The sequence below is a fragment of the Xanthomonas prunicola genome (assembly GCF_002846205.1).
GTDB classification, from domain to species: domain Bacteria; phylum Pseudomonadota; class Gammaproteobacteria; order Xanthomonadales; family Xanthomonadaceae; genus Xanthomonas; species Xanthomonas prunicola.
This window is the reverse complement of record NZ_PHKV01000002.1, coordinates 442698-458003: the sequence shown is the minus strand read 5'-3', so window position 1 is coordinate 458003 and position 15306 is coordinate 442698. Positions and strand designations below refer to the sequence as shown.

Sequence of the window (15306 nt, the reverse complement as noted above, 5' to 3'; positions counted from 1 at the left end):
CGCAGTGCAGGCAGTGCGCGCAGCGCGGCAAGCCAGTCGCCTACTTGCCCATGCAGCGCTTCCAGCGCTCGTTGACCCGCTGCGCAAACCAGGCGGTGGTGAGGGTGCGGGTGATCTTGGGGCTGTCCAGGGTGATGCCCGGCAGCACGGCACGCGGTAGCGGCTTGCCGGCACTGCGCTCGGCCAGCGCGAATACCTGGCGATACAGCGCGGTGTCTGCGAAATCGGCGGTGTTGCCGGCCTCCAGTGCGCGGCGGAGCTCGCGGTCGCTCATCGCCAACTGGCTGCCCAGGCTGCGTGCGGCGCGCTCGGTGCCGCCGGGTGCATCCAGGCTGGCGCCCGGTGTGAGCAGGTCACCGTCCAGGGCCAGTGCAATCCCGCTGGCCTTGCTCAGCGCGGCCTGGAAGGCGGCATTGCGGCTGGCGTACCAACCGGCATTGAAATCGGCGAAGCGATACAGCAAGGCATCGTAGTTGGCCGGATACCCCAGCAGATGCAGCGTGCCGAACCACAGCCCGCCACGGCGGCTGAAGACCTCATGGCGGATCGAATCGTCGGGCGGGTAGGGATAGCGCTGCGCATGTTGTTCGGCAAACGCAATGCTCACCTGCATCGGCCCGGCGGTATGCACCGGGTTGAACCCGTCGAACAGTCGTCCGCCCAGTGGCACGCTGCCGGTGAAGTCTTCGAAGATGCGGCTCAGTTCCTGCTCGGTGCGCGCCGTCGCGATGCGCGTGGCATAGCTGCGACCATCTGGCGAATTCAGACGCAAGGCGGCATCGACCATGAAACCGGGAATGTGATGTGCACTGGCGCGGCGGTCGATCTCCGCGCGCGCGATCTTCCCCAGGTTGGGCACCACCGGGTTGGCCTGGTAGGTCGACTCCTGCTCGGCCACCGCCAGCACTGCGCAAATCTGCTCGGCGCTGGTCTCCAATGCTTGCGAAGACAGCGCCACATACACATCGCTGGCCCAGCCGGCGCGGTCCGGCACGCTTGCCGGCAGACGCCGCGCGATATCGGCCTTGACCGCATCCGGCGAACGTTGTGGCGTACGCGGGGCCTGCGTGGCACAGGCCGATAGCAAGGCGATGGCGAGCAGAGCGAGCAGGCGGGGCAGGGGCGATGTCACGGCGTCTCCGGAAGATCGAGGGGCGGCGGCTGCCGTACGGCAGTTTACGCGGCGCGCCCGTGGGAGCTTTCATCTTCCTGCTGCGTCAGCCTGCGTTGCCTTGCCATACCAATGACAGCAGGAGTTGGGGACATGTGCTGGGGTGCGAGTTTCGTTGTTTCAGGTGCATCGTGTGATACCAACGCGACCGAGTCGGTCTGGATGGCGTCTGCGATGCAGTGCGGTGTGCCGCGTTCTGCGGACCGGCGTGTCAGGCGCAGATTTCGGGAGACGGTAGGCCGTCATCGGTAGCGATCAATGCCTGCTGCAGACCTGTGCAGCGAGCGCACGAAAGCACTGGTAGCGCGTCCGGCCATCAGTGATGGCTCGCCAGGCACGACGTCGTCAGCAGTGCTGCGTCGACGCAACGCCAACGCGGGCATTTCGTCTGCGAGATTCAAGACTGGCACACCCTTGCCGATAACAAGCTCGACCTCATGCGCGCCGATCACGTGATCGGCTGCGCTGCTCAGTCATCATTGCAATCGTATGACGGCAGGATGGTGGCGCTCTCGCCAGAGGTTTCACTGGATTCCATCGCTGTCCAACCGTGGGAGTGCTTGAGATGCCGCAGCAACCAGCAAGCCGCCACCGGTGCGGAGATGGCCCGACCTCGGCGTACGCACGTTGCGGGCCGTCATCGCCGTGATGGCGCGATGAGCATGCGCGTGGTCCGGTGGCGAAGCCGGCTCGTCGCGTCCGCCTTGCTGTTGGTCAGCGCCATGGTGTCGGCGCAGCCGCAGCCGTGGAAGACGATCGAAGCGGCAACCATCGACGATCCTGTGGCCGCATTGCAGATCGCCCGAGGCGCACTGCAGCGGGCCCATCGCGATCAGGATGTGGATGCCGAGTTCTGGGCCTTGCTGGCGCAGGCACGCGTACTCATTTCATTGGAAGACAGCGAACGCCGCAAGGTCGTGCTTGCGCAAGCGCGTGGAAGGATCGACCAGTTGCACGGCAGCGCCACGCAAGCGCAGCTGTGGCTGGACATCGTGCAGGCGCTCAGCGATGTGCGCGAAGCCCCCAATCGGGTCATGGTGGCGCGCCTGGAAGCGCTGCGCCAACGCGCACGCGCGCTGAGCCGCAACGATCTGTTGTGCGAAGTCGAGGCGGTCGACATGTGGAGCATGCTCGCTTCCGGCAGCAGCGATGAATCCTGGAGCGCGGCGCAGGCCAGTTACCAATGTGCGGCGCGCGAAAACATCCTGGGACTGGAGCTGGATGCGTTGACCCAACTCGGGTCGTTGGCCAGCCGCGTCGGTGGCCGCTCCGCTGAAGACAATGAAACCGAAGACTACCTGCAACGCGCGCTCTCGCGCCTGCATGATCAGCCTGCACGCTTCCAGCGCAGCCTGATCGAATACGAGTTCGGTACGTTGCTGGCGGCACGTCGACCCGCAACGGCGCTGCTGCATTTCAGGCGCGCGCTGGCGCTCAGTCGCGAACTGCGCGACCAGGCCGGCGTGGCTGCAGCGCTGACCAGTGCCAGCGAGGCCCTGATCGAAACCGGCGGCGCGGCCTCCGCCTTGACGATGGCGCGCGAGGCGCTGCCGTTGATGCAGAAGCAAGGCAACATTGGTCGCGTTGCGGCGTGTCACGCTGTGTTGCTGCAGGCCTTGACCGCGTTGAAGGCTGACGATCTGGATGCCGAAATTATCGCTGCCAAGGCCGCAGACGACCCCAACCTGACCTTGAATCGACGCGCGCAACTGGTGGGCGCGATCGCCCAGGCGCTGGCATCGCAAGGCCGCCACGCCGAGGCCTACCAGGAACTGCAACGCGCCAACACACTGCGCGCGCAAAGCCTGGATAGGCAGCGCGATACCGTGATGTTGCGGCTGCAGGCACGCTACGAAGATGCACGCCGCGGCGCTGAAACGGCAGAGCTGCGCCGCCGCAGCGAAACATCGCGACTGGCACTGCAGGCGCGCGAAGCCGGGCAGCGCGCCTTGTGGATCGCGTTGTGCGCGGCGTGTCTGTTGCTGATCGGTGCATTGGTAGTGCTGGCATTCGGTGCACGTCACCGCCGCCAGCTGTCGCGGCTGGCGATGCGCGACGAACTCACCGGCCTGCCCAACCGGCGTGCCATTCGTGCCGAGGCGCAACAGCACATCGAGCAGGCCTTGCGTTCGCACACGCCGTGCATGCTGGCGTTGATCGATCTGGACAACTTCAAGCAGATCAACGACCTGTATGGGCATGCCATCGGCGATGCGGTGCTCAAGGCACTGGCGAGCGCATCCCGGCTGGCGTTGCGCACGCAAGATCGCCTGGGCCGCCTGGGCGGAGAAGAATTCTTCCTGGTGTTGCCGGGCTGCAGTGAGGAAGAGATTCCTGCGGTCTTTGCGCGCCTGCGCAGTGCGGTGGCGGCAATGGAAATCACCGGCCTGCCGACCGACCAACCGGTGCGCTTTTGCATGGGCGCGGTACGCGTCATCGCCGATACCGGGCTGGATGTGTTGCTGAGTCAGGCCGATCTGGCGCTGTATGCCGCCAAGACCGCCGGACGCGATCAATGGGCGGTGTGTTGATCGCTGGATGCCCGCTGCGTTCAATGGCACAGCGTGGTGCATCAGCGTTGTCGCGGCACAGCGTTCGAATGATCTGATGTGTTGCGCAACGAGTGCCGGAAGGTGCATCTGCGTTGGCACGGTGCAACCGGCAATCGAGTTGCGCCCTGCATGTCACATGCAGTGACCCGCAGGGCGCAAGTTGCCACGTGTTCCTTACTGACGCACTTCCTGCATCGGAATCTTGTGCTCGGCGGAATACGCGCGCTGCGCGGTATTCAGTGTTTCCATGTCGGTGTTGAGTTGAGCGGAGGCGGTTTCCAGATCCTGGGTCAGCGGCGCCAACTCGGCGTTGGTGTAGCCGTTGGGCAGTGCCGCAACGCGTTCCAGCGCGGCCATCATCGCGTCGGCGCTCTTGAGGTAGGCCGAGAGCTTGCTGTCCAGATCTTTGGCATTGTCCGGCACGCCCGGGGCCATGGCGGTATTGGCCTGTGCATTAGCGGCCAATGCCTTGCGCTGGCCGCCCAATGCGATCTTGTAGCGTTCCAGCGGCTTGAGCGCGACGGCGTCGGCAATCAGACTCTGCCCGCGATCGCCGGACACCCACGGGTCGATGATGGTCACCGCACCATTCCAGACAGAAATGTTGTGCAGCAGGTAGTCGCCGGAGGAAAGCTTGGAGGCACCGGTGCCTCCGTTGCCGCCGCAGGACGCCAGTAACAGGCCGAGAGAGACAAGCAGGAGGGTGGTGAACGTCTTCAAAGGGAAAGATCCTCGGTGGGAGGCGGCTGCCATGGACATGGCAGACCGGCGAGACCCCAAGGAACGTCCGGGCACGGCGCAGTGCGCACCTGCCATCCATCTTCCTTGAGACACATGCAGCGTGGAGCGTTCCGTGGCACTCGGGCGAGTGTGCTGTGGGGTCATTGTACCGGCTGCTATCGCTGCGCACCTTGCAGGAACAGGTCGTTGGCAGGTGCAGCTGCCATCTGTGCATGGTGCAGCAGATGCACGAGCTGCGAACGCTGCCGCGCCGTCGATTCACGCTTTCGTCTCTGGTGACGCTGTGGCAGCGGGCGATCTGCAACGCAGCTGCATGCGTGCATGCCGCGGAGTAGCAAGAGCGGCAGATGACGCGAGCGGTGGTCAGGTGGACATGGACGGCGTGCAGAAAAGTGGGTGACAGAGGGCCACGCGCCGAGGTCGAGCGACGGTTGAATCGGCACCCACCCGATGAGCGTGCAGTCGTTTTGTCGGTCGGTCTAAACTGCCACAGGCGTAAACTGCACCGCCATGACGTAAGACATGCGCGCTTGAAAAAACGTCGTCCACCCCCGCTGCCGGCGTCTGGACGTGCCGCCTCGCGTATAACCGACTGGATCGTCGCTGGAGTGGCTGTGCTCGTGGCGATCGCATGTTGCGGGCGCTTGTGGTTGTTGCTCGACGCGATCCTCCAGGGCCGCTATGCCAGCGTCGTCCGGGGCCGGCCAGCCAGGGTCTTTCTTGCAGAAAGCGACCCGCATCGCTTCTGGATATCCATCGGCTGGGATGCACTGCTGAGCTGCATGCCATTGGCGATGATGGGCGGGTTTGCCTATGCCAACTGGAAGGCACGTCGTCGCCGACGGTGAGTGCGCCAGTCAAGCGACACTCAGGGATTTTTTTGCCTGCGTGCACGCAACTGCGTGCCACGCATGGGCCAGGTGTCGTAGCTGTAGACGAACTGCTTCTGGTCGGCGCCTGCGGTGGGATCGCAATGCCAGGAGCTGGCGACGCTGCCGGGTTCCAGTGCCCCGCCGACTTCGCGCACCGGCTGTGCTTCGAAGGCGCAGATGGGCCCGTAGACCGCCACGTCCCAGTCCGGTCGCGACGTTGGATGTGCGTGCTGTACCAGCACGATATCGCTGCCCTGGAAGCGACGGACTTGCGCGGCGTGCTGACGATCGATGCTGAAGTAGCATGGTGCGCCGATGCCCAGCACCAGGACTTCGCCGTCACGCACCACGGCGCAGTTGCCCTCGTCTTCGCCCAGGTGAATCACACGCCCGGCCAGCGTTGCAGTGGTGACGGGATAGCGCGTGGTGACTTCAGACATCGGCTGCGGTGGCGCGCTTGGCGATGCCGATGGTGTCTGCGCGTGCGTGGGTGCAGCGGTGACCAGCAACAGCGAGGCCAGCAAGACCGTGATCAAAGGGGCGCGCATGCAACGTCCGTGTCGAGGGCGGGGCAGTATCGCAGATCCGCCCAGCGGCTGGCTGCAAGCGATGCAGCCGCTGCGCTGACCGCCATGCCGGCGTTGCGCGCGTTGTGAGTCGCCATGCAGTGCGCACGCGTGCTGTTGGCGAACGCTGCTGCGCATCTGCCAGACGATCGCCAACCGCGTCGTGTTGCCAGCTTCAACAGTGCCGTGACACGCACTCAGCGCCGTGCAGGCAAGGTCGCCAGCACGCCATCCAGCGCAAGTTGCGTAGTGAAACCGGCCTTGGTCAAGCGCTTGCTCACTTCGTTGGGCACATCGCGCCCGCTGGTGAGCCTGTTGGGCGCGCCGGTGTAGTGAAACAGGCGCCCGCCACGACGCAACACGCGTGCCAGCTGATCGTAGAACACCTGCGCATACAGCTCGCCAGCTATGCCGAAGCGCGGTGGATCATGCAGGATGGCATCGACCGAATCGTCGGCCAGCGTGGCGACGTGCTGCGCGATATCGGCATGGGTCAGCTGCAGGCGCCCGCCGGCAGCAGCAGCGTCCGGATCGGGCGACCATGGATTCAGTGTGCGCAGCCACAGCACGTCGGCATTCTTTTCGAACGAGAGCAACTGCGCGACGCCAGCCTCCAGGCAGCAGGCGGCGAAGTAGCCCAGACCACCGCAGGTGTCCAGCACGGTCTTGCCGCGCGGATCCACCAAGGCCACCTTGCGCCGTGCATCCTCGAACGGCGACAACTGCGCCGACGGCAGCATCTTGATACCGTCGATCTCGAACGTCGGCGCGCCCCATTGGGTGGGTACCAGCTTGATTAACGCACCGCTGTAGCGCGAGATCGGCGCGAAATCGTCGCCATCCCAGAAGTACAGCGTGCGGTCCTTGAGCTTGCCCGGATACGGGTAACCCCGGCCGCGCCATTGCCAGGTTTGTGCATCGAGCTGGGCGGTATCGGTGCTGCGGCCCAGGTCGAGTGACCCGGTCCAGTGAGTCAGACCACTTCCGCGCGCAGCAAGCAGCGCTTGGGCATCGGCGAGAACGAGTAGGGGGCCGGAGTAATGGGGCACGGCTGACAGCTCTGTGTGCGAGACGCGGACGATACCGCACGGATGCAAGGACGGGGCCGGCATCGTAACCGACCTGTCGCGGTCGAGCATCCCGTGAGGGGCCGCCGCGGTCTCCACGCGTAGCACCGAGGTGGACTGCGTACGCCGTTTCGCTGACACACGCCGCACCGCATACTGCATGCAATCCGTATCGACACCTCGTCCGATCGGCGTCAACCGTGGAGTGTGGGCAATGCTGAAGGGTGTGTTGTTGGGGTTCGCCTGCTATGCGGCCTATTCGATCAGCGATGCGTTCGTGAAGCTGCTTGAAGGCACGCTGCCAGTCTACGAAGTACTGTTTCTCGGCGCGCTGCTGATGCTGCTGGCGGTGCCGTTCCTGAAAAAGCCCGACGACCAGCTGCGCGAACTGGTGATGGCCAAGCAGCCGGCACTGTGGCTGCTGCGCGCGCTCACGGGCGCCATCGGCAATCTCACCTCGGTGATCGCCTTTACCACCTTGCCGATGGCCGAAGCGTTCGCGCTGATCTTCCTGATGCCGATCTTTGTCACCGTGCTGTCGGTGATCTTCCTCAAGGAAGAAGTGCACTGGCGGCGCTGGTCGGCGGTCATCGTCGGCTTCATCGGCGTGTTGATCGTGCTGCGTCCCGGCTTTCGGCATCTCACCCACGGGCATGTGGCGGCGATCGTGTGTGGCCTGGTCGGTGCCATCTCGGTGATCGCCTTGCGCATGGCCGGGCATAGCGAAAAGCGGCTGACCTTGTATGGCGCCGGGGTGATCGGCCCGTTGGTGATGGGCGGGATCATGATGTTGCCCAGCTTCGTCTGGCCCACGCTGTCCCAATGGGGCTTGTTGGCGGGCTACGGCCTACTCGCCGGGCTGGCCGCTATCTGCATGATGTACGCCACGCGCATGGCGCCGGTCAGCGTGGTCGCACCGACCCAATACAGCCAGATGATGTGGGCCATCGCCTTCGGCTACCTGCTGTTTCACGATCATCTGGACTGGCCGATGGCCGTGGGCATCGCGCTGATTCTGGGCGCGGGTTTGTTCACCCTGGTGCGCGAGGAACAGGTGTCGCGTTGGTGGCGGCGGACGAAGATCGTGTGAGTGCTGCGTCGTGCCGGCCGGTTGACTGGCAGTGGGGCGGGATTCGAAAAAGCCCCGGTCCGTCAGGGGCACAGACATCGAGGCAGTTGCGATCCCCAATCCTGCGTCCCGACCCATCGCTGACCAGAACCCGGTGCCGCACGCGGAACGCCCCAGCGCTCGATGAGGCGCGCATCGTCGCTGGCGTTGTTCCGATGCAGTCGCGCCGCGATAGACGGCGCGATCGAAGCCGGGCCAGGTGACCCCGCGAATGTGCAGCGTCTGACCCGTTGCATCGACAAGGGGAGCTTGCGTACTGACCTGCATCGCCGGCGCGGTGACCGGGATGAGCGTTGCGAGCGCGATCAAGAAATGGATGTGTGATGGCATGGACGTCTGCTGGAGTGTGTTATGTACGTTTGCGTGCGAAGCGGCCTGTGCGGGTGGAGACAAAAGGGCGCAGCTCCCGGCAACGCGCGCGATGCAGTCCAGGCGTGCCGCAGGCGCTCCCGTCCGGGTTGGCCGTCACCGGCACGGTGGGCGTTGCGCCGCTTGCCGTGGCGCTACCGAGCCTGTGCCATGCAGCGCCCGTTCCGCCGGCGACGGCATCTGCTCCGATGTCATCTCATTCGAAGCGCATGCCGCGCTCCAGACAGAGGTAGAGCAGCACGACAGCGATTGAAATGGCGGGCGCAAGGCGCCGCCATCGTTGTTGCAGCGCTCCTCCCGCGGCCGAGGAGCGGTAGAGCACACTAGCCTCTACCGCTCTGTGGCAACGCAGTTATCGCATCACCGATGCGGCGTCGCGCTCACGGTGACCGAGCTGGCGCCTGCACCCGATGCGCCGTTGGCCGTTACCTTGTAGTAGTACGTGGTGCCGTTGGTGAGCGCCTGGTCCACAAATGAGGGCGAGGTCAGGCCCGATGCGACGGTGATGGGAGCAGCGGCTGCGTCGGCGACACGTTGCACCGTGTAACCCGTGGCACCGGCAACGGGCGACCAGCTGAGCCTGACCTTGCCATCCGCTGCATTGGCGGTCAGCCCCTTGGTCGCCGTCGGCCGACTGGCGGGCACCGCGTCGGTCGACGCCGACTGCAGCGCCGCCTTGGCCGAGGTGCCGATGGCGGGATACGCGTTGGCGACCAACTGGAGGAACTGCGCGTGGAACCAGTTACCGGCGATCGGCGCGTCCGGCAAGGCACCCGTCAACGTGCCGTCCGGCGTCGTATAGGTCGGGTCGCAGTATCTGTCGAAGCCCTTGCCCTGGTTGTTGGGGATGGACTTGCTGGAGCCGTCGGATTCGCCAGCTCCCTTGCCCCACACATAGGCATGGATATGCCCGCCGGGTGCCGCGGTCGGCGGCATGCCGATCCCCGCACCACTCTGATTGCACCAGTTGCCGCGATGGAGGCGACGGTCCACGCGTCCGGAGTCCACGTAGGTGTTGATGTCATTGCCGCTGGCAGATGCAGGGCGCGCTTTGCCGCCCCAGCCGTTGCGACCGGTGTCGATCAGAAAGCCGATCTTGCTGGGCCAACCCGCGCCGACGAAGCCGTTGTAGAGCGCTTCCGCATAGGTCGATTCGTCGAAGAAACTGTTCCATTGATAGAAGTTGGACGAGCGAATGGGCTGGCCACCGATCGTCAGGTCCGGATTGGGCAGGTTCGGCTCATGAAGCGGCGTGTAATTGGCGGTGTTGGTGATGAAGCCATCCGCACTGGCCAAACCGGCTGCCGTTCCCTGCACGACCCGTGTGTATAGCGAAATTACCGGGCTACGGTTGCTATCCCACCCCAGCCAGCCGGAATGGCCGATATCCAGGTAATTGTAAAGATTGGGAATGGCATGGAGCTTGTCGAGCGCGTACTTGATGGCGGCCTCGTAAATGCCGCTGGATGCCGCCTGACCGCAGGCGGGCGTGCTTTTATTGGTGACAAGATTCGGAAGGCTGTCCGGCTCGATGATGTTGACGATCCGAAGATCCTTGTATTTCGGATTGGCCAACGTCGATGCGATGACGTCGATGTATTCGGTCTTGTAGCGCTGCAAGCCGGCTTGCGTCAGTGGTAGCTCGCCGTTGGAGGCCAGCGCATGGCAGTCGCGCCCCGGCATGTCGTAAATGACAAAGCCGACCGTGATAGGCGTATTGGCCTTTTTCTGCGCCAATGCCGCATCCAGGTGGCCTTGCAGACTTAGGCGGCCGGCGTTGCGCGAGCCGCCATAGATCGCGTTGATCGAATCCAGCCAGACGGAGGTCGGATAGGACTTGACGACCTGCATCTTGGCTTTCAGTTGCACATCGTTGACCTTGACGATCGACGCGTTGACTTCCTTCGAATAATCGGGATTGACATACCCGCTCGCGCCGACAAACGGGTTGTCGACATGGCTCTGGGCGGATCCGGCAACGGGAACGAGCAGCGCGCCTGTCAGCAACGAAACGGCGAGCTTGGACGTGACGCAGGGTCGGAGGTTTGTCGAAGATGACATTGAATTTCGCCTTGAGATGGGAAGTGGTGAAACGGTGTGTGATAGTGAAATATCAAGATGTCGCGTGATTCTCCGAGACTGGTGGTTTCTCTCGATGGATGCCCGCTCGGGGTGAGTGATGCACGTCGCAACCGAACGCGCCCCAGGTGCGCGCGTGCATCGGTGGTCCTGCGCCGTGGGCGATCGGCGCAGGAGATGGTGCGGTATGTCGCATTCAAGCGGCTCGCCGTATTCGCGCATCGGTCGGCGCAACGCGTCGACTCCGTTGCCCGTTTGAGCGCAGCTGCAGCGGGCTGACGCCCAGGCGCACCGGGCGATTGTGTGCCGCGTCGTTGCGGCTCATGACCGCTTTCGTCGACCCGCCTGCCCCGACCATTGGCCGACATGGCCGGCGTATCGATCGACAACGGCAGCAGGGCTTGCAGGCAAGGTGTGGCTGGAGATGTATGGGAGACTGTCTGGCGAGGCGAAGAACGTAGAAGGCCAGCATCGATGGCGCGAATCCGTGCGCGGCCTCTAGAAATCGAGCGCTACCATAAAGCAGATCCTGGAACTGTGGACGACTACACTCACCATCTGCGAGAGGTGTGGAGTTATTGCAGATGCCGATTATGTGGAGACGCCAACGCCAACGCAGACGGATATCGGTTATTCGGAGGGGAGATTCATAAAGATAATCTCGAAAATTATTTAATGCTGCCCGAAATGGTTTGTTTTCGATTTAGGAGCGGGGCGGAAAAGTATATTTCCCTGGATTATGTTGGATGTCAGTCTCGGTTGGCGTCGTGGTTCCGGGACATTCCGCCACAGCTCCCGATGCCCGGTGCCTGGCGGTGAACGTGAACCAGCGCGTCTGACCTGGATGCCGGTGTCGGAAGACCTCGGGATGGTTCGATGCGAGGTCGCTACGGTCGAGATGGCGTGAGCAGGTACCGGCAGACTGAGCTGCATGCAGTGCGAATTGTCTCCGCCGGGAGCGCGGTACGGCCTGAACGCTGGTTGCGGTCTTGGGGCGGTGCAGGTCTGCGACGCGGGCCTTGCCCAGGTCGTTGCAGGGGACCTGTCCACCACAGCCTGGCATAAGGCGCGCCCCCTGGCACGCATGGGCGCGATCTCGTATGTTGACTAGCTTGCCCACTCCTCCGGTGTCGTGCCCATGTCTGACCCGTCCGCGCCCGATCATCTGCAACGCAGCCTGTCCAATCGCCACCTGCAGTTGATCGCCATCGGCGGGGCGATCGGGACCGGCCTGTTCATGGGCTCGGGCAAGACGATCAGTCTGGCCGGGCCGTCCATCCTGTTCGTCTATCTCATCATCGGCGCGATGTTGTTCTTCGTGATGCGCGCGATGGGCGAGCTGCTGCTCTCCAATCTGGAATACAAGTCGTTCATCGACTTCTCCACCGACCTGCTCGGGCCGTGGGCCGGGTTTTTCTGCGGATGGACGTACTGGTTCTGCTGGATCATCACCGCCATTGCCGATGTCATCGCGATTGCGGCCTATGCGCAGTTCTGGTTTCCGGGATTGGCGCCGTGGATCCCCGCGGTCTTGTGCGTGTTGTTGCTGCTGAGCCTGAACCTGGTCACGGTGAAATTGTTCGGCGAGATGGAATTCTGGTTCGCGCTGATCAAGATCATCGCCATTGCCGCCTTGATCGTGACCGGTGCCGGCCTGGTGGTGTGGGGCTTCCGTTCCCCGTCGGGCAACGTGGCCTCGCTGTCGAATCTGTGGAACGACGGCGGCATGTTCCCGATGGGCATCGGCGGGTTCTTTGCTGGCTTCCAGATCGCGGTGTTCGCCTTCGTCGGCATCGAGCTGGTCGGCACCACCGCTGCAGAAACCGCCGACCCGCGCCGCAATCTGCCCAAGGCGATCAACTCGATTCCGGTGCGCATCTTGATCTTCTACGTGCTCGCGCTGATCGCCATCATGGCGGTGACGCCGTGGCGGCAGGTGGTGGCCGACAAGAGCCCGTTCGTGGAGTTATTCGTGCTGGCCGGTGTGCCGGCGGCAGCGAGTCTGATCAACTTCGTGGTGCTGACCTCGGCCACCTCCTCGGCCAATAGCGGCATCTTTTCCACCAGCCGCATGCTCTACGGCCTGGCCGAAGAACAGCATGCGCCCAAGGGCTTTGCCAAGCTGTCGCGTGCGGCGGTGCCGGCGCGTGGCCTGCTGTTTTCCTGTCTGTGCCTGTTGCTGGGCGCGATGCTGGTGTACCTGATTCCCAACCTGGTCACTGCGTTCACGCTGGTCACGACGTTGTCGGCAGTGCTTTTCATGTTCGTGTGGTCGCTGATCCTGTGTGCCTACATCGCGTACCGGCGCAAGCGCCCGGAGCAGCACGTGGCCTCGGCGTTCAAGATGCCCGGCGGCGTGCTGATGTGCTACGTATGCCTGGCATTCTTCGCCTTCGTCATCGTGCTGCTGACCTTGCAGGACGACACACGTCAGGCATTGCTGGCCAGCCCGGTGTGGTTCCTGCTCCTGGCCATTGGCTATGCAGTCAAACGCCGCGAGAACCGGCAGCGCTGAGCGAGCCGTGCGGCACTCATCCGGAGTGCAGCGTGCGGTGCTCACCGCACGCTGCGAGCTGTCATGTCGATGCGCGCGTACGGCGCATCATTCACCGTTCGGGTCAGAATGCGCCGCTTCGCCTTCCTCTGCCGGGCTCGGCGGCGCTGTGGCCGCGGCGGCGGGCAGACGCTGCAGCGGGATCTGTTTCTTTGCTTTCCATTCCGGCGTGACCGTCAGACCGTAGTGCTGAAAGAGCTTGGCGACGTTTTCCAGATGCTGTGGTGTGCGGTCGGCATATTCGCTGAATCGCCCCGAATCGTTATCGATGCAGAGCTCGCCGTCCGGGTTGTAGTACAGGGTACCGCTGAGGCGCGCTTCCGGTAGCAGGCGGTTTTCCTGCCAGGGGGTCTTGTTCCATGGTTGGCCGCCCACGAGGGTGACATGGCCTTGCGCGTATGGCTGTTTCTTCTTTCGCGCATCCTTGTTTGTCATCGGCTCGTCCAGGACCACGCCAGGATGCCCTTCGCCGATGACCAGGCTGCCATTGCTGGCGATGTTCCATTTGTACTCCACTTTCTTGTCGCGCAGATCGTCCAGGCGCAGCCGCTGAGCCAGTGGCGTACTGGACGGGACGCCGGTTGCAGTCTGTTCGTGGAACGTGGGTGTGCTCCTGATGCGATCGATGGCGTCCTCGCTCAGCCCGAGATCCTTGGAGAGCTTGGCTGGATCGAGACGATGCGGCATTTCCAGTGCCGGACCGGTCGAGACGAACAGGCGTGTTGGATTGATCTTGACGTGCGCGGGGGCCTCAGTGATTTCCTGAGCCTGGATCGGCGTCCGGTGGACACCGTCGTTCAGATGCTTTCCTCGCGCGGGCTGGGTGCTGCCGAACAGCGCATCGAGATGGCTGCTGTCTGCGACGAACGCCCGCGATTGCTCGGTGGCTGATGCGCTTCGGCGCAGACGAGGCAGCCCGCGGAGCTGGGAGTGGACGCCGATGCGGATGTCGTCGCAAACCGATGGGGCATGTCGCTGATCAACATGACCGATATGCTCGTGTAGCCCGCGAGACGCCGAGCCGGAGATTTTCATGCGCGTACTCCTGGAATGCGTGGGCGGAAATGTAAGACAGCCAGAACGTGCATACCGCTCACAGCAGAATCGATGTGCGATTTGGCGAAAGCTTTCGCTGCCTTGCGGACACCGCACGGCGATCGCTTGCGTGACCAGGTACGGCCATCGCAGCCATCGCGGCCGTCGCCGATGGGCATGTGCCGGCGTTGACGCCATGGGGGACGCGGAGGATGCTTGGGCTCTTTCATCTCACAGTCGATGCATGATCACGATCCACCCGATTGCCGGAACCCAGCATACCCACGGTTGTTGGGTCGACTTGTGCCAGCCGAGTCCGCAAGAGTTGGCGCAAGCCGCTGAAAAGGCGGGGTTCGCATTGCCCGATCGTGCGGCGATTGGCGAAATCGAATTCAGCAGCCGGGTACGCCGCCAGGGCGATGTGCTGTTTCTCAATGTGCCGCGGTTCCAGGACGAGGACGGCCCCACTGCACCGTTGGGGTTTGCGCTGTCGCCCACCATACTGGTGACCTTGCGCGAGCAGCGCATCGGCTCATTGGAGGCATTGACCGCGCGGCTGGAACACGAGCCCTGCCACAGCTCGGACGATTTGCTGCTACGCATGTTCGATCAACTGGTGGGGCGTTTGGCAGACCGGCTCGAGGCGCTCGAAGCGGCAGTCACCGAAACCACGCGGCAGGTGTTCGACAGCCCACACAAGACCAAGGACCTGGAGCGCATGCTGCACCAGGTCGGCGACATGGGCCGCCAGCTTGGCGGCCTGCACAACGCCGGGCAAGGCATGCTGCGTCTGGTCACTTACCTGGATGGCGCCGCCCCGGATTGGTTCGGGACCGATGCAGCCAAACGCATCACCCTGCTGCACAAGGACCTGACCACCTTGAGCGAATTCCAGCAGCACATGGACGACCGCATCGAGTTCCTGCTCGACAGCGTGTTGGGCATGATCAACATGGACCAGAACAACGTGATGAAGGTGATGGCGGTGGCGTCGGTCGTCGGCATCCCACCCACCGTGCTGGTCGGCATCTGGGGCATGAACTTCTCTTACATGCCCGAACTCAAGGGGCACGACCACTACTTCTGGGCGCTGGGCATCATCGCGCTGAGCGTGGTGGTGCCGTTGGCGTGGTTTCGCAAGCGTGGATGGGTGTGAGACCGGTCGTTGCGT

11 protein-coding genes and 2 pseudogenes are annotated in these 15306 nt (G+C 63.7%); 6 read left to right on the top strand and 7 right to left on the bottom strand.

All coding sequences use genetic code 11. The features are described from left to right. Nucleotides 1–40 precede the first annotated feature (40 nt). Nucleotides 41–1132 (bottom strand): DUF1615 domain-containing protein, encoded by a 1092-nt coding sequence (locus XpruCFBP8353_RS08450; RefSeq protein WP_101362827.1) that lies wholly within the window; start codon nucleotides 1130–1132, stop codon nucleotides 41–43. Between the two features lie 695 nt (nucleotides 1133–1827). On the opposite strand from XpruCFBP8353_RS08450, the gene XpruCFBP8353_RS08445 reads away from it, so the two are divergent. Continuing rightward, nucleotides 1828–3702 carry a GGDEF domain-containing protein gene (locus XpruCFBP8353_RS08445; RefSeq protein ID WP_101362826.1) on the top strand — a complete coding sequence of 625 codons (1875 nt, stop codon included), beginning with the start codon at nucleotides 1828–1830 and terminating at the stop codon, nucleotides 3700–3702. 195 nt (nucleotides 3703–3897) lie between these two features. On the opposite strand, the gene XpruCFBP8353_RS08440 is transcribed toward XpruCFBP8353_RS08445, so the two are convergent. After that, nucleotides 3898–4443, bottom strand: coding sequence for a hypothetical protein (locus XpruCFBP8353_RS08440; RefSeq protein ID WP_101362825.1), 546 nt, complete (start codon nucleotides 4441–4443; stop codon nucleotides 3898–3900). Between the two features lie 674 nt (nucleotides 4444–5117). Between XpruCFBP8353_RS08440 and XpruCFBP8353_RS08435 the strand changes: the two genes are divergently transcribed. Then, complete coding sequence (locus XpruCFBP8353_RS08435; RefSeq protein WP_101363085.1) at nucleotides 5118–5312, top strand: hypothetical protein; 195 nt, start codon at nucleotides 5118–5120, stop codon at nucleotides 5310–5312. Nucleotides 5313–5332: 20 nt separating this feature from the next. Here the strand turns inward: XpruCFBP8353_RS08435 and XpruCFBP8353_RS08430 are convergent, their stop codons facing one another. Together XpruCFBP8353_RS08430 and XpruCFBP8353_RS08420 are read right to left on the bottom strand one after the other, a co-directional pair. Next, nucleotides 5333–5884, bottom strand: coding sequence for a hypothetical protein (locus tag XpruCFBP8353_RS08430; protein WP_165786155.1), 552 nt, complete (start codon nucleotides 5882–5884; stop codon nucleotides 5333–5335). A gap of 215 nt (nucleotides 5885–6099) precedes the next feature. Beyond that, entirely contained in the window at nucleotides 6100–7014 is a 915-nt protein-coding gene (locus XpruCFBP8353_RS08420; protein ID WP_108723509.1) for a class I SAM-dependent methyltransferase, read from the bottom strand. 169 nt (nucleotides 7015–7183) lie between these two features. Between XpruCFBP8353_RS08420 and XpruCFBP8353_RS08415 the strand changes: the two genes are divergently transcribed. Continuing rightward, on the top strand, nucleotides 7184–8059 hold the full coding sequence (locus tag XpruCFBP8353_RS08415) for a DMT family transporter (RefSeq protein ID WP_162300986.1): 876 nt from the start codon (nucleotides 7184–7186) through the stop codon (nucleotides 8057–8059). Nucleotides 8060–8227: 168 nt separating this feature from the next. Here the strand turns inward: XpruCFBP8353_RS08415 and XpruCFBP8353_RS23810 are convergent. After that, a pseudogene (locus tag XpruCFBP8353_RS23810) lies at nucleotides 8228–8428 on the bottom strand (expansin EXLX1 family cellulose-binding protein); the annotation flags it as partial. Nucleotides 8429–8827: 399 nt separating this feature from the next. Continuing rightward, the gene (locus XpruCFBP8353_RS08410; protein WP_207759619.1) at nucleotides 8828–10474 is read right to left on the bottom strand and encodes a glycoside hydrolase family 6 protein; all 1647 of its coding nucleotides are present in this window, start codon (nucleotides 10472–10474) and stop codon (nucleotides 8828–8830) included. A gap of 200 nt (nucleotides 10475–10674) precedes the next feature. Here XpruCFBP8353_RS08410 and XpruCFBP8353_RS08405 point away from each other — a divergent pair. Beyond that, nucleotides 10675–11007 (top strand): annotated as a pseudogene (locus XpruCFBP8353_RS08405) (hypothetical protein). A gap of 677 nt (nucleotides 11008–11684) precedes the next feature. Then, nucleotides 11685–13061: a D-serine/D-alanine/glycine transporter gene (cycA, locus tag XpruCFBP8353_RS08400; RefSeq protein WP_101362821.1), complete on the top strand. Its 1377-nt coding sequence runs from the start codon at nucleotides 11685–11687 to the stop codon at nucleotides 13059–13061. 87 nt (nucleotides 13062–13148) lie between these two features. On the opposite strand, the gene xopV is transcribed toward cycA, so the two are convergent. Next, nucleotides 13149–14135 (bottom strand): XopV/AopV family type III secretion system effector, encoded by a 987-nt coding sequence (gene xopV, locus XpruCFBP8353_RS08395; RefSeq protein ID WP_165786154.1) that lies wholly within the window; start codon nucleotides 14133–14135, stop codon nucleotides 13149–13151. A gap of 244 nt (nucleotides 14136–14379) precedes the next feature. On the opposite strand from xopV, the gene XpruCFBP8353_RS08390 reads away from it, so the two are divergent. Next, a complete protein-coding gene (locus tag XpruCFBP8353_RS08390; RefSeq protein WP_101362820.1) occupies nucleotides 14380–15291 on the top strand; it encodes a CorA family divalent cation transporter in 912 nt (303 codons plus the stop codon). Nucleotides 15292–15306 lie beyond the last annotated feature (15 nt).

Coding starts and splice junctions, on each gene's coding strand:
- XpruCFBP8353_RS08445 (WP_101362826.1), top strand. CDS start 1,828: ATGAGCATGCGCGTGGTCCGGTGGCGAAGCCGGCTCGTCGCGTCCGCC.
- XpruCFBP8353_RS08430 (WP_165786155.1), bottom strand. CDS start 5,884: ATGCGCGCCCCTTTGATCACGGTCTTGCTGGCCTCGCTGTTGCTGGTC.
- XpruCFBP8353_RS08420 (WP_108723509.1), bottom strand. CDS start 7,014: ATGCCGGCCCCGTCCTTGCATCCGTGCGGTATCGTCCGCGTCTCGCAC.
- XpruCFBP8353_RS08415 (WP_162300986.1), top strand. CDS start 7,184: ATGCTGAAGGGTGTGTTGTTGGGGTTCGCCTGCTATGCGGCCTATTCG.
- cycA (WP_101362821.1), top strand. CDS start 11,685: ATGTCTGACCCGTCCGCGCCCGATCATCTGCAACGCAGCCTGTCCAAT.
- xopV (WP_165786154.1), bottom strand. CDS start 14,135: ATGAAAATCTCCGGCTCGGCGTCTCGCGGGCTACACGAGCATATCGGT.
- XpruCFBP8353_RS08390 (WP_101362820.1), top strand. CDS start 14,380: ATGATCACGATCCACCCGATTGCCGGAACCCAGCATACCCACGGTTGT.